The 23,527-nt window shown below is 67.3% G+C and carries 22 protein-coding genes; 10 read left to right on the forward strand and 12 right to left on the reverse strand.

Annotation, left to right across the window (positions count from 1 at the left end):
* The first annotated feature begins 1 nt into the window (after position 1).
* From C265_RS01565 to C265_RS01575, 3 genes are read left to right on the forward strand one after another with little or no spacing between them, the layout of a single operon-like run.
* Positions 2-997: a tripartite tricarboxylate transporter substrate binding protein gene (locus C265_RS01565; protein ID WP_010810299.1), complete on the forward strand. Its 996-nt coding sequence runs from the start codon at positions 2-4 to the stop codon at positions 995-997.
* A gap of 38 nt (positions 998-1,035) precedes the next feature.
* Positions 1,036-2,391, forward strand: a complete 1,356-nt coding sequence (locus C265_RS01570; protein WP_010810300.1) for an acyclic terpene utilization AtuA family protein — start codon at positions 1,036-1,038, stop codon at positions 2,389-2,391.
* A 9-nt stretch (positions 2,392-2,400) separates the two neighbouring features.
* A complete protein-coding gene (locus tag C265_RS01575; protein WP_010810301.1) occupies positions 2,401-2,751 on the forward strand; it encodes a hypothetical protein in 351 nt (116 codons plus the stop codon).
* A gap of 17 nt (positions 2,752-2,768) precedes the next feature.
* Here C265_RS01575 and C265_RS01580 read toward each other — a convergent pair whose 3' ends face one another.
* Both C265_RS01580 and C265_RS01585 read right to left on the reverse strand, forming a co-directional pair.
* Positions 2,769-3,587 (reverse strand): IclR family transcriptional regulator, encoded by an 819-nt coding sequence (locus C265_RS01580; RefSeq protein WP_010810302.1) that lies wholly within the window; start codon positions 3,585-3,587, stop codon positions 2,769-2,771.
* Between the two features lie 41 nt (positions 3,588-3,628).
* Positions 3,629-4,822, reverse strand: a complete 1,194-nt coding sequence (locus C265_RS01585; RefSeq protein ID WP_010810303.1) for an acyl-CoA dehydrogenase family protein — start codon at positions 4,820-4,822, stop codon at positions 3,629-3,631.
* A 227-nt stretch (positions 4,823-5,049) separates the two neighbouring features.
* Between C265_RS01585 and C265_RS01590 the strand changes: the two genes are divergently transcribed.
* Genes C265_RS01590 through C265_RS01620 form a run of 7 tightly spaced genes read left to right on the forward strand, consistent with a single transcriptional unit; the run spans position 5,050 to position 13,443 of the window.
* Positions 5,050-6,483, forward strand: coding sequence for an FAD-binding oxidoreductase (locus C265_RS01590; protein WP_010810304.1), 1,434 nt, complete (start codon positions 5,050-5,052; stop codon positions 6,481-6,483).
* A 19-nt stretch (positions 6,484-6,502) separates the two neighbouring features.
* Positions 6,503-7,588: an ABC transporter substrate-binding protein gene (locus C265_RS01595; RefSeq protein WP_010810305.1), complete on the forward strand. Its 1,086-nt coding sequence runs from the start codon at positions 6,503-6,505 to the stop codon at positions 7,586-7,588.
* 38 nt (positions 7,589-7,626) lie between these two features.
* Positions 7,627-8,718, forward strand: a complete 1,092-nt coding sequence (locus C265_RS01600; RefSeq protein ID WP_010810306.1) for an ABC transporter ATP-binding protein — start codon at positions 7,627-7,629, stop codon at positions 8,716-8,718.
* Positions 8,715-10,484, forward strand: coding sequence for an ABC transporter permease subunit (locus C265_RS01605; RefSeq protein WP_010810307.1), 1,770 nt, complete (start codon positions 8,715-8,717; stop codon positions 10,482-10,484). The genes C265_RS01600 and C265_RS01605 overlap by 4 nt, the downstream gene beginning before the upstream one ends.
* 11 nt (positions 10,485-10,495) lie before the next feature.
* Entirely contained in the window at positions 10,496-11,410 is a 915-nt protein-coding gene (dapA, locus tag C265_RS01610; protein WP_010810308.1) for a 4-hydroxy-tetrahydrodipicolinate synthase, read from the forward strand.
* A 13-nt stretch (positions 11,411-11,423) separates the two neighbouring features.
* Complete coding sequence (locus C265_RS01615; RefSeq protein ID WP_010810309.1) at positions 11,424-12,581, forward strand: alpha-hydroxy acid oxidase; 1,158 nt, start codon at positions 11,424-11,426, stop codon at positions 12,579-12,581.
* Between the two features lie 37 nt (positions 12,582-12,618).
* Complete coding sequence (locus C265_RS01620) at positions 12,619-13,443, forward strand: IclR family transcriptional regulator (RefSeq protein WP_010810310.1); 825 nt, start codon at positions 12,619-12,621, stop codon at positions 13,441-13,443.
* A gap of 28 nt (positions 13,444-13,471) precedes the next feature.
* Here C265_RS01620 and C265_RS01625 read toward each other — a convergent pair whose 3' ends face one another.
* From C265_RS01625 to C265_RS01670, 10 genes are all read right to left on the reverse strand, one after another.
* Complete coding sequence (locus C265_RS01625) at positions 13,472-14,224, reverse strand: SDR family oxidoreductase (protein ID WP_010810311.1); 753 nt, start codon at positions 14,222-14,224, stop codon at positions 13,472-13,474.
* Positions 14,225-14,233: 9 nt separating this feature from the next.
* Positions 14,234-15,667: an aldehyde dehydrogenase family protein gene (locus C265_RS01630; protein WP_010810312.1), complete on the reverse strand. Its 1,434-nt coding sequence runs from the start codon at positions 15,665-15,667 to the stop codon at positions 14,234-14,236.
* A gap of 107 nt (positions 15,668-15,774) precedes the next feature.
* Positions 15,775-16,875: an isopenicillin N synthase family oxygenase gene (locus tag C265_RS01635; RefSeq protein ID WP_011617500.1), complete on the reverse strand. Its 1,101-nt coding sequence runs from the start codon at positions 16,873-16,875 to the stop codon at positions 15,775-15,777.
* Positions 16,876-16,971: 96 nt separating this feature from the next.
* Positions 16,972-18,144 carry an ABC transporter substrate-binding protein gene (locus tag C265_RS01640; protein WP_037023437.1) on the reverse strand — a complete coding sequence of 391 codons (1,173 nt, stop codon included), beginning with the start codon at positions 18,142-18,144 and terminating at the stop codon, positions 16,972-16,974.
* A 106-nt stretch (positions 18,145-18,250) separates the two neighbouring features.
* Positions 18,251-18,586: a hypothetical protein gene (locus C265_RS01645; protein ID WP_010810315.1), complete on the reverse strand. Its 336-nt coding sequence runs from the start codon at positions 18,584-18,586 to the stop codon at positions 18,251-18,253.
* 37 nt (positions 18,587-18,623) lie between these two features.
* Positions 18,624-19,526, reverse strand: a complete 903-nt coding sequence (gene meaB, locus C265_RS01650; RefSeq protein WP_010810316.1) for a methylmalonyl Co-A mutase-associated GTPase MeaB — start codon at positions 19,524-19,526, stop codon at positions 18,624-18,626.
* Positions 19,523-20,650, reverse strand: coding sequence for a CaiB/BaiF CoA-transferase family protein (locus C265_RS01655; RefSeq protein ID WP_010810317.1), 1,128 nt, complete (start codon positions 20,648-20,650; stop codon positions 19,523-19,525). The genes meaB and C265_RS01655 overlap by 4 nt, the downstream gene beginning before the upstream one ends.
* The gene (locus C265_RS01660; RefSeq protein WP_010810318.1) at positions 20,647-21,063 is read right to left on the reverse strand and encodes a cobalamin B12-binding domain-containing protein; all 417 of its coding nucleotides are present in this window, start codon (positions 21,061-21,063) and stop codon (positions 20,647-20,649) included. The genes C265_RS01655 and C265_RS01660 overlap by 4 nt, the downstream gene beginning before the upstream one ends.
* A complete protein-coding gene (locus C265_RS01665; RefSeq protein ID WP_010810319.1) occupies positions 21,060-22,685 on the reverse strand; it encodes a methylmalonyl-CoA mutase in 1,626 nt (541 codons plus the stop codon). The genes C265_RS01660 and C265_RS01665 overlap by 4 nt, the downstream gene beginning before the upstream one ends.
* The gene (locus tag C265_RS01670; protein WP_011617503.1) at positions 22,682-23,461 is read right to left on the reverse strand and encodes an enoyl-CoA hydratase/isomerase family protein; all 780 of its coding nucleotides are present in this window, start codon (positions 23,459-23,461) and stop codon (positions 22,682-22,684) included. Before C265_RS01670 ends, C265_RS01665 begins: the two co-directional genes overlap by 4 nt.
* Between the last annotated feature and the right edge of the window lie 66 nt (positions 23,462-23,527).

Consider the following 23,527-nt stretch of genomic DNA (forward strand, 5'->3'; position numbering starts at 1 on the left):
GATGCAGCGTCATTCCCGCCAGCGGCGTGCCATAGTTGCGGCGCTCGCCACCCTGCCTGCCTTGTGCGCCTGGTCCGCACCGGCCTGCGCGGCAGAGGCATTTCCTTCGCGTCCGATCCGGCTGGTGGTGCCCTTCACGCCCGGCGGCACCACTGACATCCTGGCGCGCCTGGTTGCGCAGAAGGCCGGCGAGGCGCTGGGCCAGCAGATCGTGGTCGACAACCGTCCGGGCGCGGGCGGCAACATCGGCGCTGAGGCCGTGGCGCGCAGTGCGGCTGACGGCTATACGCTGCTGATGGGCACGTTGGGCACGCAGGTGACCAACCAGTTCATTTACCCGCGCATGCCGTACGACAGCACCCGGGACTTCGTGCCCGTGACGCTGGTCGCCAATTCCCCCAACGTGCTGCTTGTCAACAGCACGCTGAACGCAAGGTCGGTGGGCGAACTGGTGACGCTGGCCAGGCGCGAGCCGGGCAAGATCAACTATGCCTCGACCAGCACCGGCGGGTCGCCCCACCTGTCAGGCGAGTTGCTGAACATGATGGCGGGCGTCAGCATGCAGCACGTGCCGTACAAAGGGGCCGCCCCCGCCATGACGGACCTGCTCGCGGGCCAGGTCAACCTGATGTTCGACAACCTGCCGTCCGCGCTCGCACAGATCCAGGCTGGCAAGGTGACGGCGCTGGCGGTCACCAGTGCCAGGCGGGCCTCGGTGCTGCCTTCCGTGCCGACCGTGCGCGAGTCGGGGCTGCCGGGCTATGAAGTCAATTCCTGGTTCGGGCTGCTCGCGCCGGCCGGCACGCCGCCCGAGCGCGTGCGCCGGCTCCAGCAGGCGGTGGACAAGGTGCTGGCCACGCCCGACGTGCGCAAGCGCATCGAACAGCTTGGCGCCGAGCCGGGCGGCGAAGGCTCCGCCGCGTTCGCGGCGCAGATCAGGAGCGATACGGAAAAATGGTCGCGCGTGATCCAGACCGCCGGCATCAAGCCGCAATGACGCGGCTGGGCAGCGTCAACCCCTGATACAGGACAATCATGACCAAGACCAACACCCTTCGCATCGGCTCGGGATCGGGCTGGTGGGGCGACCGCGTCGAGCCGGCCGAGCGTTCGGCGCGCCTGGGCAAGCTCGACTACCTGTGCTTCGAGACCATGGCCGAGGCCACGGTATCCGCCGCGCAGGTGCGCAAGCGGCGCGACCCGGCCTTCGCCGGCTACGACACCTATCTCGACGAACGCATGCGCGCAGTGCTGCCCCCGTGCATCGCCAATGGCACGCGCATCATCAGCAACCAGGGCTGGATTCATCCGCTCGGCGCGGCCCGGCGCGTGGCCGAACTCTGCGAGGAACTGGGCCTGCCCGGCGTCAGAATCGCCGCGGTCACCACCACGGACCTGACCGGGAGCATCTGCGAGCTGGATCTCACCCTGCTGGAAAGCGGCGCACCGGTTTCCTCGCTGCGTGAAACCCTGATCAGCGCCGAACCATACGAAGGCGCCGAACCGATCGTCGCCGCATTGCGCGCGGGCGCGCAGATCGTGATCACCGGGCGCGTGGCCGACCCGTCGCTGTTCCTCGCGCCGATGATCCATCATTTCGGCTGGTCGCCGGACGACGTGACACGGCTTGCGCGCGGCAGCGCCATCGGCCATCTGCTCGAGTGCGGCGCGCAGGTGACGGGGGGATATTTCGGCGACCCCGGCTACAAGGATGTGCCGGAACCATGGAACCTGGCCTTCCCGATCGCCGAGGTGGAGGCCGACGGCAGCGCCGTGATCGGCAAGGTGGATGGCAGCGGCGGACGCATCGACCAGCAGACCGTCAAGGAGCAGATGTTCTATGAGGTCCACGACCCGCGCCGCTACATCACGCCGGACGTGGTGGTCGACTTCTCGACCGCGGTGCTCGAACAGGTAGGGCCGGACCGCGTGCGCATCAGCGGTGTGAGCGGGCAGCCGCGCACCGATACGCTCAAGGTGTCGCTGGGCTGCACCGAAGGGCATATCGGTGAAGACATGTTCTTCTACGCGGGGCCGGGTTGCCTGGAAAAGGCCAGGCTGGCCAAACGCATCCTCGAAGCGCGCTTTGCCATGGCAAGGTTGCAGGCGGATGAGGTGCGCATCGACTTCCTCGGCGTCAACGCCGTGCACGGCGCGGCCTCGCCCGAACCTGTCTGCGAGCCCAACGAAATCGCGGTCCGCGTCGCCGCGCGCACCCGCACGCGCGACGAAGCCGCCAAGGTTGGCCGCGAGATCGACGGCATGGCGGTCTGCGGCCTGGCCTCCACCGGCAAGCGCGTGCCGCACCAGGAGCGCACGCGCGAGATCATCGGCGTCTGGTCGGCGCTGGTGCCGCGCGCGTTGATCACCTCCCAGGTCCACTATCTCTGAGGATTCGCCATGCGTGTACCACTGCGACGTCTCGCACACAGCCGCTCCGGCGACAAGGGCAATACTTCGAACACGGCGGTCATCGCCTACGCGCCGGAGTTCTACCCGCATATCAAGGCACAGCTGACGGCACCCGCGTTCAAGGCGCTGTACGGCACGCTGATCACAGGCGCGGTCACGCGCCATGAAGTGGATGGACTGCAGGTGCTCAACTTCGTCGCGGAGGGCGCGCTCGGCGGCGGTGTGTCGCGCAGCCTCGCGATCGACAACTACGGCAAGGCGCTGGCCAGTGCCGTGCTGCGTTTCGAAGTCGAGATACCTGACGCGCTGGCCGGCCTGCTGCGCGGGCCGGCGTCATAGGCTCGCCGGGGTAGGCGTCAGCCACCGCCGGACTGGCGCCCCCTGGCACGCCGGCCGTCGGTGCATGCGTCGGCCCGCGGCGGTATCACGGTGCGCGTCCAGGCGCTGGTGATGCGTCGCGCCTCTTGCTTGAGCTTGCGTGCCAGCGCGGCCTCGCGCGAGCGGATACGCGCGCTCGTCGCCGCCACGCTCAAGGCACCGATCGGCCGGCCCTCATAGTCGAGAATCGGCACCGCAATGCCGCCCATGCCGTCGACCACCCAATCGAGAAACAGCACATGCCCGCGCGCCCGGGCTGCCTCGATTTCCGCGGCGATGCACGCGGCATCGAGCCGCGGGTGCTTGCCAAGCTTGCGCGTGGTCTGCTGCAGCCGGCGCGCGCGCTCGGGCGCGGGCAGCCATGCCAGCACCGCCAGGCTGCCGGCGCCCACGCCGAGCGGCCGGCGCGTGCCGACCGTCACGTAGTTCGCCCGTATCGCATACGTGCCGGGTTCCAGGTCGGTGCACACCGCCTCGCCACGGCTGGCCTCGGTCAGCACGGCGGTATCCTCGAACGCCTCCACCAGCCGTTCCAGCGCCGGACGCGCCAGCTTGCGCAAGTCCACGCGCCGCTGCGCCACGTCTGCCAGCTGGAAGATCTCGGGCCCGATGCCGTAGCGGCGCGCCTGGTCGCGCGTGGCGAACCCCTCCTGCACCAGCAGGTCGAGCATGCGCGAAGCCGTGGCCGGATCGAGCCCGGTGGCGCGCGCCACGTCGCTCATGCGGCGCACTTCCGGATCGGACAGCGCGCGCAGCACGGCCAGGGCGCGCTGGATCGGGGATGGGCGCGATGGCACCTGCCGGGCCCCCTCAGGCAGGCCCGGCGCCAGGGCGGCGCTCAGCCATGATGCGATGCTGCCAGGGTATCGCGCTTGATCTTCTTTGCCAGCGACCACTTGTGGACTTCGGTCGGGCCGTCGTAGATGCGAAACGCACGCACTTCACGGAAGACCTGTTCGACAATGGTGTCGCGCGACACGCCCATGCCGCCGAGGATCTGCACGCAGCGGTCGGCCACGCGGAACAAGGCATCGGACACGGCCACCTTGGCCATCGAACTCTCGGCCGTACCCAGGGAACCGCCGTCGAGCACCCCGGCGCACCAGTCGATCATCAGTGCGGCCTGCTGCAGGTCGATCAGGTTCTCGGCGAGCATGAAGCCCACGCCCTCGTGGTCGATCAGCAGCTTGCCGAAAGCCTTGCGCGTGGTGGCGTAGGCGCGCGCGATCTCGTCGGCACGCGCCACACCCCCGAACCAGCGCATGCAATGCGACAGCCGCGCCGGCGACAAGCGAACCTGCGCATAACGGAAGCCCTCGTCCACCTCGCCCAGCACCTGGTCCTGCGGCACGCGCAGGCCGTCGATCAGGACCTGCGCATGTCCGCCCGGCATGGAACTGTCGATGGTGTCGAGCAGGCGTTCGATGCGGATCGCCGGATGCGGCAGGTCGACCAGGAACATGGTGGCCTGCGCGCGCTCACCATCGCCGGTGCGCGCCATCAGGATGCCGGCGCTGGCCCCTTCGGCTCCGGTGATGAACTTCTTGCGGCCGCGGATCACCCATTCGTCGCCGTCCCTGACCGCGGTGGTCTGGAGCATCGACGGATCGGAACCGGCCCCGCCTTCTTCCGCCGGTTCGGTCATGAAGAATGCGGAGCGGGCCTCGCCGCTGACCAGCGGTGCAAGGAAGCGCTGCTGCTGTGCCTCCGTGGCGACCTTGCCCAGCAGGAACATATTCCCCTCGTCCGGGGCCATGGTGTTGACCGCGACCGGCCCGAGGGGCGACAAGCCCGAGCGCTTGAGCACGGCCGCGGTTTCGAGCTGGGTCAGGTGAGAGCCGTCGGGCAGGATATGTGGCGTCATGACGCCGGCCGCGCGCGCCAGGTCGCGAAGCTCGGCGACCAGCCCGGCCGTCGGGCCATGGGCTTCGCAGCGCACGTCGCGCTCATAGGGCACCACGACGTCGCGGACAAAGCGCTCGACGCGATCGGCAATGACACGGCTTCTTTCTGTGGGACAGGCGGTGAACATGGTGAGCCTCGTTGTCAGGACAGGATCAGATTGTAGGGCGGCACGCCGCCGGGCCGCTGTCACGGAAGGCCGTTCGCACAAGGAACCCCCGACATCTGGTCTGCAGCCCATTGCCTGTCGATCGACAAAGTAATCGCATTGCGATTACTAGTATGTGGATTTCACCTATACCTATGCTCATGACAATCGACTAGTATGGCTTCAATCGAGCACGAGGGCACAAAGCGATGTCACTTGTATTGAAGCTGAAAGACCTGTTGGGACCCGATGCGGTTCTCACCGAACCCGCGGACGTAGCCGCCTACATCGAGGACTGGCGCGGCCGTTATAAGGGCCCGGCGCTGTGCGTGGTGCTGCCGGCCTCCACCGCGCAAGTCGCCGCGGTGGTGCAGGCCGCGGTCCAGGCCAGCGTGCCCGTGCTGCCGCAAGGCGGCAATACCAGCCTGTGCGGCGGCGCGGTGCCGGCCCCGGACGGCACGCCGCCCATCGTCATCAGCCTGGCACGCATGCGGCGCATCCGCGCCATCGATGCGGCCAACAACTCGATGGAAGTCGAGGCAGGCTGCGTGCTGGCCGCGATCCAGCAGGCGGCGGCGGAACAGGGGCGCCTCTATCCCGTGAGCCTGGGCGCCGAAGGCTCGTGCCAGATCGGCGGCAATATCGCCACCAATGCGGGCGGCACCGGCGTGCTGCGCTATGGCAACACCCGCGACAACGTGCTCGGCCTTGAAGTGGTCCTGCCCGACGGCCAGGTCTGGAACGGCCTGTACCGCTTGCGCAAGAACAACACCGGCCTCGATCTCAAGCACCTGTTTATCGGCTCCGAAGGCACGCTGGGCGTGATCACCGCCGCCACGCTCAAGCTGCACCCGCTGCCCACCGCGCACACCATGGCGTGGCTGGCGGTGAGCACGCCGCAGGCGGCGCTGGAGATGCTGGGACGCTTCCAGCAGCGCTGTGGCGCCACCCTGTCCGCGTTTGAAATGCTCAATGACGTGCAGTTGCAGATCGTGCTCGATCACGTGCCCGGCCGCCGTGCGCCGTTGCCTGCCAGCCATCCCTGGCACGTGCTGGTGGAACTTGCCGACACCGGCCGGCGCGAGCTGCTCGACGAGGTGCTGCAGGAAGTGCTGGAGCAAGGCGTGGCCGAAGGCCTGGTCGACGATGCCGTGGTGGCCGCCAGCGGCGCGCAGCGCGAAGCCATGTGGCAGGTGCGGCATAGCGTCTCCGAAGGCAACAAGAAGGCGGGCCTGGGCCTGAACACCGATTGCGCCGTGCCGGTCTCGGCGGTGCCGCAGTTCATTGAGCGCGCCACCGCGGCGGCGCATGCGGTCCTGCCGGACTTGCCGATCATCGTCGTGGCCCACCTGGGCGATGGCAACGTCCACTTCATCCCGCTGGTGCCTTTCCCGCAGTGGCAAGCGCTGCCAGAGCGCGATGCCGTGGCCGCCCGCATCAAGCACGCCATCGACCAGGTGGCCTACGAACTGGGCGGCACCTTCAGCGCGGAACATGGCATCGGCCAGGTCCTGACCGAGGAAATGGCGCAGTTCAAGCCGGCGGTCGAGATCGCCATGATGCACGGCATCAAGCGCATGCTCGACCCGCGCGACCTGTTCAACCCCGGCCGGCTGCTGCCGCCCCCATCTTCCCAGCAATAACGGCAATCAAGGAGCTCGCATGAACGACCACAGCCCCATCAACTCTTCTCGCCGGCGTGCCCTCAAGGTCGCCGCTGCCGGCCTTGGCACGCTTGCCGCGCCCGCAGTGCTGCAACATGCGCGCGCGCAGTCCAAGCGCATCGTGGTGCGCGACGACGGCGGCATCTACACCAAGGCCTACAGCGCGGTGTACTACAAGCCGTTCACCGAGAAGACCGGCATCGAGGTCGTGGGCGTGCAGGCCAACGCCGAACCGGTGGCGCAGATCCGCAGCATGGTCGAGACCAGGAACTACACCTGGGACATGGCCAAGATCAGCCAGCCGGCCATCCTGCTGCTGACGCAGGGCGGCAAGGTCTACCTGGAGAAGCACGGCCTGGAGGGCGACGCCACCATCAAGACCATTCCGGCGCATTTCATGTCGCCCTACGGCGTGGGCACCAACGTCTACAGCACGGTCCTGGCCTATCGCACCGACGCCTTCAAGGGCCGCAAGGCACCGTCGTCGTGGGCCGACTTCTGGAACGTCAAGGACTTCCCCGGCCGCCGCGCCCTGCGCAAGCACCCGTTCGACACGCTGGAAGAGTCGCTGATGGCCGCCGGCACGGCGACCTCCGCGCTCTATCCGCTCAATGTCGACCAGGCCATCGCCAACCTGGAGAAGATCAAGGCCAACGTTGACGTGTGGTGGAACTCCGGCGCCCAGGTAGAGCAGATGCTCAAGTCCGGCGAGGTCGACATGGTGGCCACCTGGGTGTCGCGCGCACAGAGCGCGGCCGCCTCCGGTGCCCAGGTCGGCATCGTCTGGAACCAGAACCTGTGGGGCGTGGACAACTGGTCCATCCTGGCCGGCACGCCGAATGCGCAAGCCTGCCGCGAATTCATCAAGTTCGCGTCCGACCCCAAGCGCATGGCCTCGCTGGTGGAGTACTTCCCGGCAGGCGTGACCCAGCCGGATGCCTTCAAGTACATCAAGCCCGAGGTTGCGAAGAACTGCCCGACCCACCCCGACAACATCAAGTCGGGCGTGCAGATCAACGCCAAGTACTGGCTCGACAACCAGGCCGCGGTAATGGAGAAGTTCAACGGCTGGATCCTCAAGTGATCTGAACCTCTTCACCAGACACCACAAGCAACGACACGATGCCGAATTTCAAACTCAAGATTTCCGGGCTGACCAAGCGTTATGGCGACTTCGTCGCGCTGGCCCCGACCGACCTTGAAGTGGCCGAGGGGGAATTCCTTACCCTCCTGGGCCCTTCGGGCTCGGGCAAGACCACGCTGCTCAGCCTGATCGCCGGGCTGGCCGTGCCGGACGGCGGCCAGCTGCTGATCAATGGCAAGGACGTGACCTTTGGCGCCCCCTACGAGCGCGATATCGGCATGGTGTTCCAGAACTACGCGCTGTTCCCGCACATGACGATCGCGGAGAACATCGCCTTCCCGCTGAAGATGCGCCGGGTCGACGCGGCCACGGCCAGGCGCCAGGCACTGGAAGCACTGGAGATGGTCCGCCTGCCCCACGTCGCGGCGCGCTTCCCGAAGGAACTCTCGGGCGGCCAGCAGCAGCGCATCGCGCTGGCCCGCTGCCTGGTCTACAAGCCATCGATCATCCTGATGGATGAACCGCTGGGCGCCCTGGACAAGAAGCTGCGCGACCACATGCAGCTGGAGATCAAGCGCATCCACCGCGAGCTGGGCACCACCATTGTCTATGTCACCCACGACCAGGAAGAGGCGATGACGATGTCTGACCGCATCTGCCTGATGAACGGCGGCAAGATCGAGCAGCTTGGCACGCCGTCGGACCTGTACTTCCGCCCGCGCACGCTGTTCGTGGCCGACTTCCTGGGCGAATCGAACCTGTTCGAGGGCACCGTCACGGAAGTGCGCGGCGACCACGTGGAGGTGGCGCTGGCACAGGGCGGCGCCGTCGCCCACGCGGTCACCAATGCGCCGGTGGCCGCCGGGGGCAAGGTGCGGGTCATGGTGCGGCCGCAGAACATCGCCATGGCCAACGGCGTCACCGCCGCCAATGCGGTCAGCGGCAAAGTGCTTGACAGCATGATCACCGGCAGCCTGACCAAGCTGTACGTGGAATCCGATGCCGCCGGCCAGGCCCCGGTGGTGCTGTCCTACCCCACCTCGATGGGCGCTTCCCGGCATGCGGTCGGGCAGCAAGTCACGCTTACCTGGCAGCGCAGCGACGCTGTCGCCGTCCCGGATTCGCTATGACCGCCGTCGCCCTGCAACGCCGACCCCTACCCTGGCTGCGGCCCGCCTTGCTGGCCGCGCCGCTGGTGCTCCTGTTCGTGGTGCTGCTGGTCTACCCGGTCGGCCAGCTGCTGCTGCTGAGCGTCTACAGCGACGGTGCCTTCACGCTGGCCAAGTACCGCCAGCTGTTTGCGTCATCGGTCTACGTCGACGTGATGCTGATCACGCTGAAGATCTCGCTCTGGACCACGCTGCTCTCCGTGGTCGCCGGTTATCCGGTGGCCTACCTGATCTCCTCGCTGTCAAAGGACAGGAAGGCAAAGTGGCTGTTCTGGGTACTGCTGTCGTTCTGGACCAGCTTCCTGGTGCGCGCCTTTGCCTGGATCGTGATGCTGGGCCGCAACGGCGTGGTCAACCAGTTGCTGAGCGCCGCCGGCATCCAGGATGCGCCTTCCAACCTGCTGTACAGCCTCGGCGCCGTGCTGGTGGCGATGGTGCACGCGCTGATGCCGCTGGCGGTGCTGACCATGCTGTCGGTGATGGAGAACATCGACCGCAACCTCCCGCGCGCGGCGCTTACGCTTGGGGCACGGCCTGGCACGGCGTTCTGGCGCGTCTACTTCCCGCTCTCGATGCCGGGCGTGGCGGCCGGCGCCATCATGGTGTTCGTCACCGCCGTCGGCTTCTTTATCGTGCCCGCGCTGCTGGGCGGACGCAAAGAGATCATGGTCGCCCAGCTGATCATCGACCAGGTGCAGCAGACCATGAACTGGGGTTTCGCCGGCTCGATCTCGGTGTTGCTGCTGCTGGTCGTGCTGGCGGTGTTCGCCCTGTATGACAAGGTGCTCGGGCTCTCGTCGATGGCAGGCGGAGCGGAGCAACGCACCCGCTCCGCGGCCGCGCACGATGGCGTGCTGCATCGGCTCGGTGACAGCGTGCTGGGCGCACTGGGAGCGGTCAGCGACAAGCTGCTGGCACTGGTGCCGCGCGGCCGGCGCGAGCCGCAGCCGGGCGACTCGCTGCCGCTGCGCACGATCGTGCTGCTGGTGCTGCTGTTCCTGAGCGTACCGGCGCTGCTGATGATCCCGCTGTCGTTCGCCGGCAAGTCGGGCCTGAACTGGCCGCCGCGCGGCTTCACGCTGCAGCACTACCAGGACATGCTGGCGTCGCCGCTGTGGATGCAGGCCGGGCTGCGCTCGCTGCTGGTAGGCCTTGGCGCCGCGGTGCTGGCGCTGCTGGTCGGCACGCCGGTGGCGTTCCTGCTGGCGCGCTCGCAGATGCGGGGCAAGTCGCTGCTGCTGGCGTTCGTGCTGTCGCCGATCATCATCCCGCGCATGATCATCGCGGTGGGGATGTTCTACTTCTTCGCCAGGGTCGGGCTGGTCGGCACCTCGCTCGGCCTGATGATCGGCCACACCGTCATTGCCGTGCCCTACGTCGTCATGACGATGATGGCGGTGCTGCGCAACTACGACACGCGGCTCGACCTGGCGGCGCAAAGCCTGGGCGCCAGGCCCTGGCAGACGCTGCGCTACGTGACGCTGCCGATCCTCGCCGCCGGCCTGTTCTCGTCCTTCCTGTTCGCCTTCGCCACCTCGTTCGATGAGCTGACGATCGCCCTGTTTGCCTCTGGCGGACTGAGCGCCACCCTGCCCAAGCAGTTCTGGGACGAGGTGACACTGCAGCTTTCACCGGTGATTGCCGCGGTGTCTACCTGCCTGTTCGTCTTCGTTACCCTCCTGATCACCTGCGCCGAGCGCTTGCGCCGCAAGAGCGCCGGGCGCTGAGAACCTTATCCATGAACAACAAGCTTACCGCCGCCGACCTGCGCGGCATCTTCCCCGCCATCCCGACGCCCGTGACGGCCGACGACAGGATCGACCAGGACGCCACGCGCAAGCTGATGGCCTACCTGCTGGCCAACGGCGTTGCCGGCGTGGTGCCGCTGGGCGGCACCGGCGAATACGGTGCCCTGTCGCGCGAGGAGCGGGTCCGCATGGCAGCCCTTTGTGTCGAAGCAGCGGCTGGCCAGGTTCCCGTCATTCCCGGCGTGCTCGACCCGGGGTTCCACGATGCGCTGGATGCGGGCAAGGCCTTTGCCGGCGTCGGCGCCTCTGCCCTGATGGTGCTGACGCCCTATTACACCTCGCCGACCCAGCAAGGCATCCGCGACTACTTCCTGCGCTATGCCGACGCCTCGCCGGTGCCGGTCATGATCTACGAGATCCCCTACCGCACGCGGATCGCGATCGCGCCGGAGGTGCTGCACGAGCTGTCGCGCCACGAAAACATCATCGGCATGAAAGCCTGCAACACCGACATGTACCACTTCCTCAAGGTGGTGGCGGGTGTCGACGACAGCTTCAGCGTGTTCAGCGGCGAGGACAGCCTGTTCCCGCTGCACATGGCGGCGGGTGCCAGGGGTGGCGTGGTCGTGACCGCCTCCGTGCTGCCGCGCACCTGGCGCGCCATCTATGAGCTCGGCGTGACCGGCAACACCGCGCAAGCGGTACGCCTGCACCGCCAGCTGATTCCGTTGCTGGACCTGGCCTTCTCCGAAACCAATCCTGGGCCGCTGAAATCCGTGCTCGACCTGGTGGGCGTGACCGCGCCTAAGGTGCTGGCACCGCTGGTAGCGCCGGCACCCGGGCTGCAGGCACAGCTGCGTGCCGAACTGACGCAGCGGCTGCAAGCCGAGGCCGCCCTCGCCTGAGGCGCCGACGATCATGCTGCCGGCCATCAAGGACTATCGGGACCTGGCGCGGCGCCGGCTGTCGCGCTTCGCCTTCGACTATCTGGAGGGAGGCGCGGAGGACGGGCGCACGCTGGCACGCAACCTGGCCGCATACCAGGCACTGCTGTTCCGGCCGCGCGTGCTGCGCGACGTCACGGAGACCGATCCCGGCATGGAGATCTTCGGCCGCAAGTACCGCCTGCCGTTGCTGGTGGGCCCCACGGGGCTGAACGGACTGTACTGGCCGAAGGCCGAAGAGGCGCTGGCACGGGCCGCACACGCTGAAGGACTGCCCTTCGTGATGTCGACTGCATCGACCTCGCTGATCGAAGACGTGCGCGCAGCCAGCGACGGCGACCTGTGGCTGCAGCTCTACGTGCAGCGCGACCGCGCCATCGCCGAGAGCATGATGGCGCGCGCACGCGCCGCCGGCTTCAGCACGCTGATGCTGACCGTCGACACCATGGTGCACGGCAAGCGCGACCATGACATCCGCAACGGCTTTCGCATGCCGGTGCCGTGGACGCCGCGGCTGCTGGCCGACCTCGCGGCACATCCGCGGTGGTGCCTGCGCATGCTGCGCCAGGGCGGCTCGCCGCAGCTGGTCAACCTGGCCCGCAGCAGCGGGATGGCCAACGACCTGAAGGCGCAGGCGGCGGGATTGAGCCGGCAGATGGACATGTCGCTGTGCTGGGACGACATCGCCTGGCTGCGCCGGCACTGGCACGGGCCCGTCATCATCAAGGGTATCCTTACGCCGGCCGACGCGGAAATCGCCGCCCGCCAGGGCCTGGATGGCATCGTGGTCAGCAACCACGGCGGCCGCCAGCTGGAAGGCGCGCCCAGCGCGGTCGAGATGCTGCCCGCCATCGTCGCGGCGGCGGGCGGGATGCACGTATTCGTCGATGGCGGCGTGCGCCGCGGCGCCGACATCGCCAAGGCGCTGGCAATGGGCGCCCGCGGCGTGCTGGTGGGGCGCGCACCGCTGTACGGGCTGGCGGCGCGCGGTCCCCGCGGCGTGGCGGAAGTCCTGGCCATCCTGCGTGGAGAATTCGAGACCACGCTGCGGCTGCTCGGCGTTCCGCAGGCAGCCAGGCTGGACGCTGCCGCGCTCTCGGACGACCATGCCGCGCGGCTGGCCGCACTGTAAGCCATGAAAACAATGACAAGGACGAGCAGGAGGTTGTGTGGATTCAGGTAATGAAGGCAACGGGCTGCGCACAAGGCGCGAGCGTTCGTCCCTGTTCGTCGGTTCGGTGGAAAAGGCCTTCCAGGTGCTGGAAGCCTTCCACGGCCCGGACCGCCGCCTGATGTCGATGGCGGAAATCGCCCGGGCGGCCGATCTCGACCGCAGCGCCACCCAGCGGCTGGTGCACACACTGGAACAGCTGGGCTACATCCGGCGCCTGCCCGATTCGGCGATGTATGGGCTTGCGCCGAAGGCACTGGGCCTGTCGTACAACTACCTGCGCTCCAACGACCTGGTCGAGCGCGCATCGCCCTACCTGCTCGATATCAGCCGCACGCTGGGAGAAACCGCCAACCTGCAGGAACTCGACGGGCACGAAATCGTGTTCCTGGCCCGCTTCCCCGGGCAGCACCTGATCAACGTCGATTTCGGGGTCGGGTACCGGCTCCCGGCCGTGTACACCGCGTCCGGGATTGCGATCCTGTCGAAGCTGCCCGAAGCGCAGCGCCTGGAGGTGGTGCGGGCGACCGCACTGAACCCCATCACGCCGTTCACTGAAACCGACCCCGACAAGCTGATGACGGCGATCCGCGAGGCCGGTGAACGCGGCTATGCCGTGGCCATGAACCAGACCGTGGTCGGCGACATCTCCGTCGCAGCCGCAATCACCGACCACCGCGGGCTGCCGGTCGGGGCCATCAATATCTCAGTCCCGTCCACGCGCTGGACGCTGGAAACCGCCCAGGCCAAGCTGGCCCCGCATGTGCAAGTGGCGGCCATGTCGATCTCGCAGGCAAAGCGGATGAGTTTCCAGACGGCATGAGCGATGCCGGAAACGCCGCCGGCTTCGCTCAGATGGCCCGGCCTCCGTCAACGGGCATGTCGATGCCGGTAAGGAAGCGGGCACCCGGGCTTGCCAGGAAGACCGCGGCATTGGCCACGTCGGCCGGCTCGCACATTCGCCCCAGCGGTATGGTGGCAACAAAGCGGGCGCGGTTCTCGGCGGTGTCGGCAACCCCCATGAAGTCCTGCAGCAGCCCGGTCGCCGCCATCACGGGCGAGATCAGGTTGACCCGGATCCCGTGCGCGGCCAGTTCAACAGCCATCGATTTCGACATCACGCTCACCGCGCCCTTCGAGCTGTTGTACCAGGTCAGCCCCGGGCGCGGCCGGTGGCTGCCGACCGAGCCGATATTGAGGATCACGCCTTTGCCGCGCTGCTTCATCAGCGGCACGACCGCGCGTGCCATGTGGTAGATCGACTTGACGTTGACGGCGAAGACGCGGTCGAAGACCGCTTCGTCGACTTCCAGCATCGACTGATTCCGATGCGTGGTGCCGGCATTGTTGACGACCACGTCCGGCTCGCCGAAATGGTCGCAGCAGTGCTGCACCGCGGCGTTGATCTGCGCCGGGCTGGTGACGTCGCACGCGGCCGCACTGGCATTCGGCCCCAACTCGTCCGCCAGTCTCTGCACGGCATCGCGATCGATATCGGCCAGCACGACCTTCGCTCCCGCCTGGATAAAGGCCCGCGCAATCGCGGCGCCAAAGCCACTGCCTGCGCCCGTGACAATGGCAACCTGGTCTGATAGCTCCGACATGTCGTCTCCCTATTGGTAGTGCTGCACGATGGTCTTGGTGGTGCTCATCTCTTCCAGCGCGAGGAAGCCCTTTTCCCGGCCGTACCCGCTCTTCTTGACGCCGCCGAAGGGCAGTTCGACCCCACCGCCGGCACCGTAGCAATTGATAAAGACCTGCCCGCTCTGCAGCCGCTGGCTGACCCGCATCTGCCGGCTGCCGTTCTCGGTCCACACGCCGGCGACCAGGCCGTAGTCGGTGGCATTGGCCAGCCGGATGGCATCCTCTTCGTCCGTGAACGGCATCACCGACAGCACTGGCCCGAATACCTCGATATTCGCCAGCGCGTGGTCGCGCGGCACCGGACCGAACAGGACCGGCCTGACGAAGTACCCACCCCGGGGCAAATCCGCCGCAAACCCGCCTTCGGCGATAACCGGCACGCCGCTGTCCCGCGCGGCCTCCACCAGCCCCATCACACGCCGGTACTGCCGCTCGCTGACGATCGGCCCGCAATCCAGATCGGCGGCCGGCACGCCCGCCTGCAGGGCACGGAAGGCCTGCGCCACCATGCCGACGAAGCGATCGTAGATGCCTTGCTGCACCAGCAGCCGGCTGCCCGCCGAGCAGGTCTGCCCGGCGTTCTGGACAATGGCCTTGACCACGGCCGGCACCGCCTTGTCCAGGTCCGCGTCGTCGAAGACGATCTGCGGCGACTTGCCGCCCAGCTCAAGCACGCAGGGGACGTGGTTGGCCGCGGTTGCCTGCTGCACCAGGGCGCCGGCCTCGGGCGAGCCGGTAAAGGTGGCGAAATGGATGCCGGGGTTCGATGTCAGCGCGGCGCCTGCCTCCGCGCCATACCCGGTCACCAGGTTGAGGGCTCCGGGCGGCAGCCCGGCTTCCATGGCAAGCTCGGCAATCCGGATCACGCTCAGGCACGCATCCTCCGATGGCTTCAGCACCGCCGCATTGCCCATCGCCAGTGCCGGCGCCAGCGTGCGCCCCATCATCTGCGCCGGGTAGTTCCAGGGAATGATGTGGGCGGTCACGCCATGCGGGACGCGCACCACGCTCACGTTGTATCCGTCCAGGTACGGAATCGTCTGACCGTGGACCTTGTCGGCGGCGCCACCGTAGAACTCGAAGTACCTGGCCACCGCCCTGGCATCGGCGCGCGCGGCCGAGATCGGCTTGCCGGTGTCCTGCGCCTCGATTGCCGCCAGCTCTTCCGCGTGATCGAGAATGCCTTGTCCCAGCCGCTGCAGGATGCGCCCGCGTTCGGTCGCGGTCTTGCTGCCCCACTCGCCCTGTAAGGCATCCTGCGCCGCGCTCACCGCCTGCTGCACATCCGCGGCGCGGCCGCGGCTGATCTTCGCAAACGCCATGCCGTCACTGGGATCGATCACGTCGATGGTCTCGCCATCGATGGCGCCGAGCCATTTCCCTCCGATGAGTAACGTCTTCACCCGCCGCTCCTGAACAGCACATCTATCGTCACCGCGGCCACTCCCGGCCTGTGCGCCTCGCGCAGGCCAGCGGTACCGCCTCAGCCCATGGAAATCGGTCTGCTCCCCTACTGGCTCCGCGCAAGCGAGCCCGGCGACTCCGACTCCTTCATGAACTCCGCGTCGTTGTAGTGATAGAGATCGTCCAGGTAGGGCACGAAGAAGTCATAGAACGAGCGCGAGTCATACCTGATCTCGTCCCCGGGCCTGACGCATTCCGGAATCGGCCCGACATTGGCGTCATCGTCCGGGTAGAAGAAGAAGGTCAGCGCATAGCGCTTCATCGGCGGATTGACCACGCGGTGCGGCGTGGCGATGAAGCGGTCGTTGGACAGGCGGTTCAGGATCTGGCCGGTGTTGACGATCAGCGCGTCCTTGACGTAGCTGACACTCAGCCACTCGCGCGACGGGGTCATGACCTGCAGGCCGGGCACCGGGGTCATCGGCAGCAAGGTCAGGAAGCTGCCGTCGGAATGCGGCGCCAGCGCGTACTGGCCCTCGTCGAGGTGTTCCTCAGGATGGTAGTAGGCGCAGCGCTGGTAGTATTCCGGCGCCTTGAACATGCTGTCGAAATAGTCCGCGCGCAGCTCCAGCGCCCTGGCGTAGATGGGCAGGAACTTCAGCGCCAGGCGCTCCATCGACAACTGGTAGTCGTACAGCGTCTGGCGGAACTCCGGCAGGCTCTCCGGCCACTGGTTCAGGCCACGATGACGCACATTGGCCCGCACCTTGGGGTCGTCCTCGGTGCGGTTGCGCATGAAAAGCCAGGCCGAATTGGTATCCTTCTTGGTGTTCTCCGCAATCTTGGTCCGGATCGCCTCGGACTTCAGGATGGATGCCTTCGGCGGCAGGTAGCCCTGGTGGTGATAGCCGACCCGGTGCCTGAGCTTCTCTTCCATCGGGATCTCGAAGAGCTTGGCGGTCTGGCGGAACGACTCGTCGATCAGGGCGTGCGGGATGCCGTGATTGATCACCGAGAAGAACCCCAGCTCCTCCTGGATCAGCTTGACGTCGGCGGCCAGTTGCTCAAGCGCGCCGGGCACGCCAGCCAGGTAGGGGCCCAGGTCGAGAATGGGCAGGTCGGTCCCGCGCGCTATGGCTGCGCGCACCTGCTCTGAGGGAGCGGCCTGCAACGGCTGGGCCGCAGCCCGGGATGGCATTGCTGTCATGATCGGTGTCTCCTATGGTTTGACTGATACGGGGAACGTGCTGCCTTGCCCGCCGATACGGTGGATCGGCTTGATCAAACTTCCACTGCACACATCTCACTTCCAGAACGCGCATCGGGATTCCGCCCTGGAAGCAAAGGCCTGCTCCCCGGGAATCCGCTGCACCTCCTTGTAGTAGTCCCACGGCTGGCGTGATTCAGCCGGGCTCTTCACTTCCATCAGGCGCAGATCGTGCACCATGCGTCCGTCTCCGCGGATATAGCCGTTCTGGGCGTACATATCGTTGATGCGGGTGGCCTTCATGCCGGCGATCACCTTCGCGGCGGCGTCCGTGCCGGCAGCCTTCACCGCGCGCAGATAGTGCTGTGTCGCCGAGTAGCTGGCCGCCTGCATGCTGGTGGGCTTCTTCTTCATCTTGTCCTGGAACCGCCCTGCCCACTTCCTTGAGTCATCGCTCTGGTCCCAGTACCAGGCTTCGGTCAGGGTGATGCCCTGGGTCAGTCCCAGGCCGAGGGCGTGCACATCCGTGATGAACAGCATCAGCCCCGCGATCTTCATCGACCTGGAGATGCCGAATTCGTTGGCCGCCTTGATCGCATTGATGGTGTCGCCGCCGCCGTTGGCCAGCCCCAGGACCTGGGCCCGCGATGCCTTGGCCTGCAGCAGGAAGGAGGAAAAATCGGAGGCGGACAAAGGATGCCGGACGCTGCCCAGGACCTTGCCGCCGCCGGCGGTGACCACCGCCGCGGTCTCCTTCTCCAGCGAGGCGCCAAAGGCATAGTCCACCGTCAGGAAGTACCACGACCGTCCGCCCTGCCTGGTCATGGCGGCACCGGTGCCCCTGGCCAGGGCCACGGTGTCATAGAGATAGTGGATGGTATAGGGCGAGCACTCCTCATTGGTCAGCTGCGCCGCCACGCCGCCGGTCACCATGACCGGGCGCTGCTTTTCCGCTGCGACCTTGGCCACCGCCAGGCTGGTGCCGGAACTGGGCCCGCTGATGATCATGTCCACCCCTTGCCGGTCGAACCACTCGCGGGCCTGCGTGGCCGCGGTATCGGGCTTGCCGGCATGGTTGGCGTGGACCAGCTCGATGCGCTTGCCGTTGATCTCGCCGCCGGCATCCGCAATCGCCATCCGCACTGCCTCGACCAGGCCGTTGCCGCCCATGTCAGAGTAAAGCCCTGACATGTCCGCCAGCACGCCGATCTTCACCGACTCGTCGCTGAACTGGGCCGCAGCCGGTCCGGCCAGGGCCAGGCCGGCCATGCCCAGCAACGCAGCCGGCCACCTGATCCGCCTTGCCCGGCCTTCAGGCACTCGTTTTCTATTTATCCGCATCTCCCCTCCTGTCGACAGATTGCACTGCATCCGTTCACGCCCGCATCCCGCCTGGTGGCGCTGCCTCTGCCCCGGCCGGGCTGGCCAATGCGGACAGGTGCGCTTTCCTGAGCCTGCGCAACTGCCCCGGATTTGCCCGCACGCTTTCCACCGTTTCGAAATAGCGCCACAGTTCCCCGTCTATGTCGGCACGCAGCCTGATCGCGTCCAGCAGGCGGATTACCGCCAGCCGCTCGTGCCGCATCCTGACGCTGTGCCGCAGCAGCGCCAGCGCGGCCGCCCGCACATCTGGCACCTGGTGCGCCGGGGTTTCGGCGCGGCCGGCGGTGCGGATGGTTTTCTTGAGTGCCTTGATTCTTTCGCGCGACATGGTGCTTGCGGCTCCGGCGTTGTTCGGACTGGCAGCGCTACGCGCCAATGGCTTTGCCCAGCTGGGTCCAGGCCTGGGACAGCTGCTGCCGCAGTGGCAGGGCCAGGAATTCATCGTCCTGATTGGCGACCACCTCGGCGACCTGGACCTCGAGCAGGCGCTTCAGCCGGTAGCGGGCCCGCTGCCTGCGCAAGGCCGCCTGCCGCCCGGCGGCAGCCAGCCACGCCTGGTGCCGGTCGATGGCATCGGACAGGGCACTGACCGAGGCGGGACGCGATGCCGCGGTCAGCAGCACCGGCGGAACCCACGCGCCCTGCGCATGCCGCGTGATGGCGCCGATGCGCCGGATATCCGTGGCCATGCGCTGGGCGCCCGGCAGGTCTGCCTTGTTGACGACGAAGATATCGGCCATTTCCATGATTCCCGCCTTCATCGCCTGCACCATGTCCCCACTGTCCGGCAACAACAGCAGCACCAGCGTATCGACCTGCGCGCGCGCCGCGTATTCCGTCTGGCCGACACCGACCGTTTCCAGCAGCACCTCGGCAAAGCCGAAGTCATCCATCGCATCCAGCATCTCCGGGAGGTTGTCAGCCAGGCCATCCGAGGTGCCGCGCGAGCCCAGCGAGCGGATGTAGAGTTCCGGGCTGGTGCCAAGCTCATCCATGCGGATCCGGTCCCCGAGGATGGCGCCGCCGCTCCTGGGACTGCTGGGATCCACCGCGAGCACGCCGAGGCGCCCCTTAGACGCGCGCGCCATGGCGAGGTGGCCCAACAGGGTGCTCTTGCCCGCGCCGGGCGCACCGGTCATGCCGATGCGCCTGGCCGGATGCAGCGGGGTATCCCGCTGCGCTCGCTGCACCAGCTCCGCGGGCGTGGCGTTGGCGATGCGGGTCAGCGTCCGGCCCAGCGCGCCCCGGTCGAGCGAGGACGGGTTCATGGCGCCACCTTGCCCAGGACTTCATCGCGATGCTCGTCAAGCAACGGCGGCAGGCCATAGCTCGGCTCGTAATCCGAGAAGCGGATCGGGCTTGCCACCGCGCGCAGCGGCAACTCGCCCTGCCCCAGCGCCACGATCAGCGAGCGCGCAGCGGTGATGTCGCTGCCCAACGCCTCATTCAATGTGCCCACCTCCGACACCACCACGCCCTGTGGCCCCAGGCGCCGCACCCATTGCGCCGCCGGGGCGGAGCGCAGCACCTCGGCAATCTCGGGTATCACCTCGGCACGGTGCGCGCGGCGGCCCGCCATGGTGGCAAAGCGCGGATCCGTGGTCCACGCCGGCCGGTCCACCTCCTCGCAGAAGGTCTTCCAGAAGCGGTCATGGGTGATGAAAAGCGTCAGCCAGCCCTTGGCGGTCGGGAAGATCTGTGCGGGCACCAGGTAGGGATGCGACGAGTCGGCCAGCCGCTCGATGGTCTCCCCCGCGTTCAGGGCGGCCCCGGCAAGGTAGTTGAGCTGTGACAGCATCACGTCGTACATGGCCACGTCCACCTGCCCACCCCGCCCCTGCACGATCTTCGCAAGCAAGCCCACTGCGGCAACCAGGCCAGCCGAGTTGTCCACCGCCGAGTAGCCGGCCTTGGTGGGCGGTGCCGCCGGATCTCCCGTCAAGGCCATGACCCCGGTCATGGCCTGGATCACATAGTCGTATGCCGGGCTGTCCGAATAGGGGCCGTCAAGGCCGTAGCCGGTGACGGCCACGCAGACCAGCTGCTCATTCCACTGGCGCAGCACCTCGTAGGTGAGCCCGAGCTTGCGCACCGCCGCCGGACGCAGGTTGGTCACCAGCGCATGGGATTGCCGCAACAGCCGCCCGAGTGCCAGCGTCCCTGCCTCGCTGGCGAGGTCGAGCACCACGCTTTTCTTGTTGCGGTTCAGGCTGGCAAAGTAGGCATTGTGCGGGCCGATGAAATGGGGGCTGATGGTGCGGCCGATATCACCTTCCGGGGTCTCGATCTTGATCACCTCGGCGCCCAGGTCGGTCATCATCAGCCCGCAGTAGGGCCCGGCAAGCATGTGGCCGACTTCGATGATGCGGATGCCGGCAAGGGGCGCGCTCACGCCAGGCTCCTGCCCAGATTGCTGACCACCGTCTCCAGCGGCATGTCGGCGGTAAACACAGCGGTGACCCCCAGCGTCCGCAGGAAGGGCTGGTCCTCGGCGGGAATGGTGCCGCCGACAAAGACCTTGATGTCATGCGCATTGAGTTCGCGCAGTTGGGCGATGACCTCCCCCACCAGCTCCTTGTGGCTGCCAGACAGGATGCTCAGGCCGACTGCGTCAACGCCCTCGTCGACAGCGACCTGCGCGATCTGCAATGGGCTGCGGCGCAGGCCGGTGTAGATGACTTCGGCACCGGCATTGCGCAACGTCAGCGCGATGATCTTCGCGCCGATATCGTGGCCGTCCAGGCCGGGCTTGCCAATCAGTATCCGCTTGCCGGACAACGCGCCGGCGGCTTGCAAGGTGTTCATAGGTTCACCGGCTCCTTGAATTCGCCCCATTGCTGCTTCAGGCAAGCCACCATCTCTCCGACCGTGGCATAGGCATGGCAGCAATCCACCAGATAGGGCATGACGTTCTCGCTGTCCCTGGCGGCCGCGGCCGTCAGCCGGGCCAGCGATGCGTCCACGGCTGACTGCTGGCGCGTATCCAGCACGCGCTGGAACTTCTCCAGGGCCCGCTGCGCGACGGTCGGATCCAGCGTGAACACCTCGCCGACCCGGATCTCCTCCCCCTCCTTCCTGAAGTGGTTCTGGCCGACGATGACGGTCTGGCCGGAATCGGTGTCCAGCTTGCGCTGCAGGCCCCGCTCGGCCAGCCGCATCTGGATCCAGCCATCCTCGATGGCAGGGATCACGCCGCCGTACGCCTCGATCTCGTCCATCACGTGGACGATCTGCGCCTCCATCCGGTCGGTGTGCTGCTCCAGGAAGTAGCTGCCGCCCAGCGGATCGACGGTCCGGCCGATGCCGCTTTCATAGGCGATGATCTGCTGCGTGCGCACGGCCAGCTCGGCGGAGAACTCGGTCGGGATCTGGAAGGCCTCGTCGAAGGCACAGGTGAAGATCGACTGGGCCCCGCCCAGCACCGCGGCCATGGTCTCCACCGCCACCCGCACCACGTTGTTGTAAGGCTGGGGCGCCACCAGCGACGATCCCCCGCAGACGACCCCGAAGCGGAAATGCTGGGCCTTCGCATCCCTGGCGCCATAGCGCTCCTTCATCAGGCGCGCCCAGAGCCGGCGGCCCGCCCGGAACTTGGCGATCTCGTCGAAGAAGTCCATGTGCACGTAGAAGAAGAAGGACAGGCGCTTGGCAAACTTCTCCACGTCGCCGCCCCGGGCACGCAGCTCGTCCACATAGGCCAGTCCGTTGGCCAGGGTGTACGCCATTTCCTCGGCCGCGGTGGCCCCCGCGTCGCGCACATGGGCGCCGGCGATGCTGATGGGGTTGAAGCGTGGCGAGACCTCGTTCGAATAGAGGATCGAATCGGCGATCAGCCGCATCGACGGCCGCACCGGGAAGATCCAGGTGCCGCGCGCGACGTACTCCTTCAGGATGTCGTTCTGGATCGTGCCGGTCAGCTTGCTGCGCGGCACGTTCTGCTTGTCTGCGACGGCCAGGTACATGGCATAGACGATCGCGGCCGTGCCGTTGATGGTGAACGAGGTCGAGATCCTTGACAGGTCCAGGCCGTCGAACAGGATCTCGGCCTCGCTCAGGTTCGACAGCGACACGCCGACCTTGCCGATTTCCGGCCGGGCCATCGGGTGGGTCGGATCGAAGCCGCATTGGGTCGGCAGGTCCAGCGCCACTGAAAGGCCGGTCTGGCCCTGCGCCAGCAGGAACTTGTAGCGCTCGTTGGACTCCTCCGCGGTGCCGAATCCCGAGTACTGGCGGATGGTCCACAGCCGGCCCTGGTAGCCATCGGGAAAGATGCCGCGCGTGAACGGGTAGCTGCCGGGGTCCCCGATCCTGTCCGGATGGACCGCCGCCGCATCCACGCTCGCCGGAACCTCGATGCCGCTCTGGCTGACCGGCCGCAAGGCCGGCTCGGCGCCCGCATCCGTCATGGACAGCTCAGCGTTGCTCATTGGGCCCTCCTGGAGAGGATGCCCTCGGCAGCGTTCCAATGGTCCGCATGGAGCCAGGTATGCAACAGTTGCTGCTGCTCGATGGTGCGGGCAGCGTCATGCGACTCGCCGCGCCGGCTGGCCGCGGTCTGCGCCTTGATGCCGCGCAGCACCTGCGGGGCGCAGCCCAGCAGCGGTTGCAGGAAGGCGTGGATGTCCTTGCCGGCGGGTCCGTCCGTGACCACCGCATCGGCCAAGCCCCACTGCAGCGCCTGCTGCGCATCGACAAGCTCGCAACGGCTCATCATGCGCATGGCCCGCGCCGCGCCGACGATCCGGCACAGGTCGGGGCCGCCGCCCCAGGCCGAGGTGATGGCCAGCCGCGCCTGGATAAAGCCGATGCGCGCGCTCGCCGACTGCAGCCGCATGTCGCAGGCCAATGCCAGCTCGGCGCCGCCGCCGATGGCATCGCCGTTCAGGTAGGCCAGCACCGGCAGCGGGCAGTCGCGCACCGCATCCAGGGCACCGCGCGCCTGCTCGCTCATGGCCAGCGTAGCCTCCCGGTCGCGCACGCCGGACAGCTCGACCAGATCGCCGCCTGCCGCAAAGAAGCGCTGGCCGGCGCCGGTCAGCACGATGCAGCGCACCCCGGGCTGCGCCGCCGCGGCGCTCACCACCTGCGCCAATCCCGCCAGCACGTGGCGGGCCAGCGCATTGTGTTTCTGCGCCCGGTCGATCGTGATCCATAGCGCGCCGCCGGCGCGCTCCTCCACGGTGATGTCCTTAGCTGCGTACACGCTGTTCTGCCTCCCGACTGGTTTGAATGGATGCTAGGCGGGGGTTTATTCCGGCACAAGAACGCT

This window comes from Cupriavidus sp. GA3-3 (assembly GCF_000389805.1).
GTDB classification, from domain to species: domain Bacteria; phylum Pseudomonadota; class Gammaproteobacteria; order Burkholderiales; family Burkholderiaceae; genus Cupriavidus; species Cupriavidus necator_D.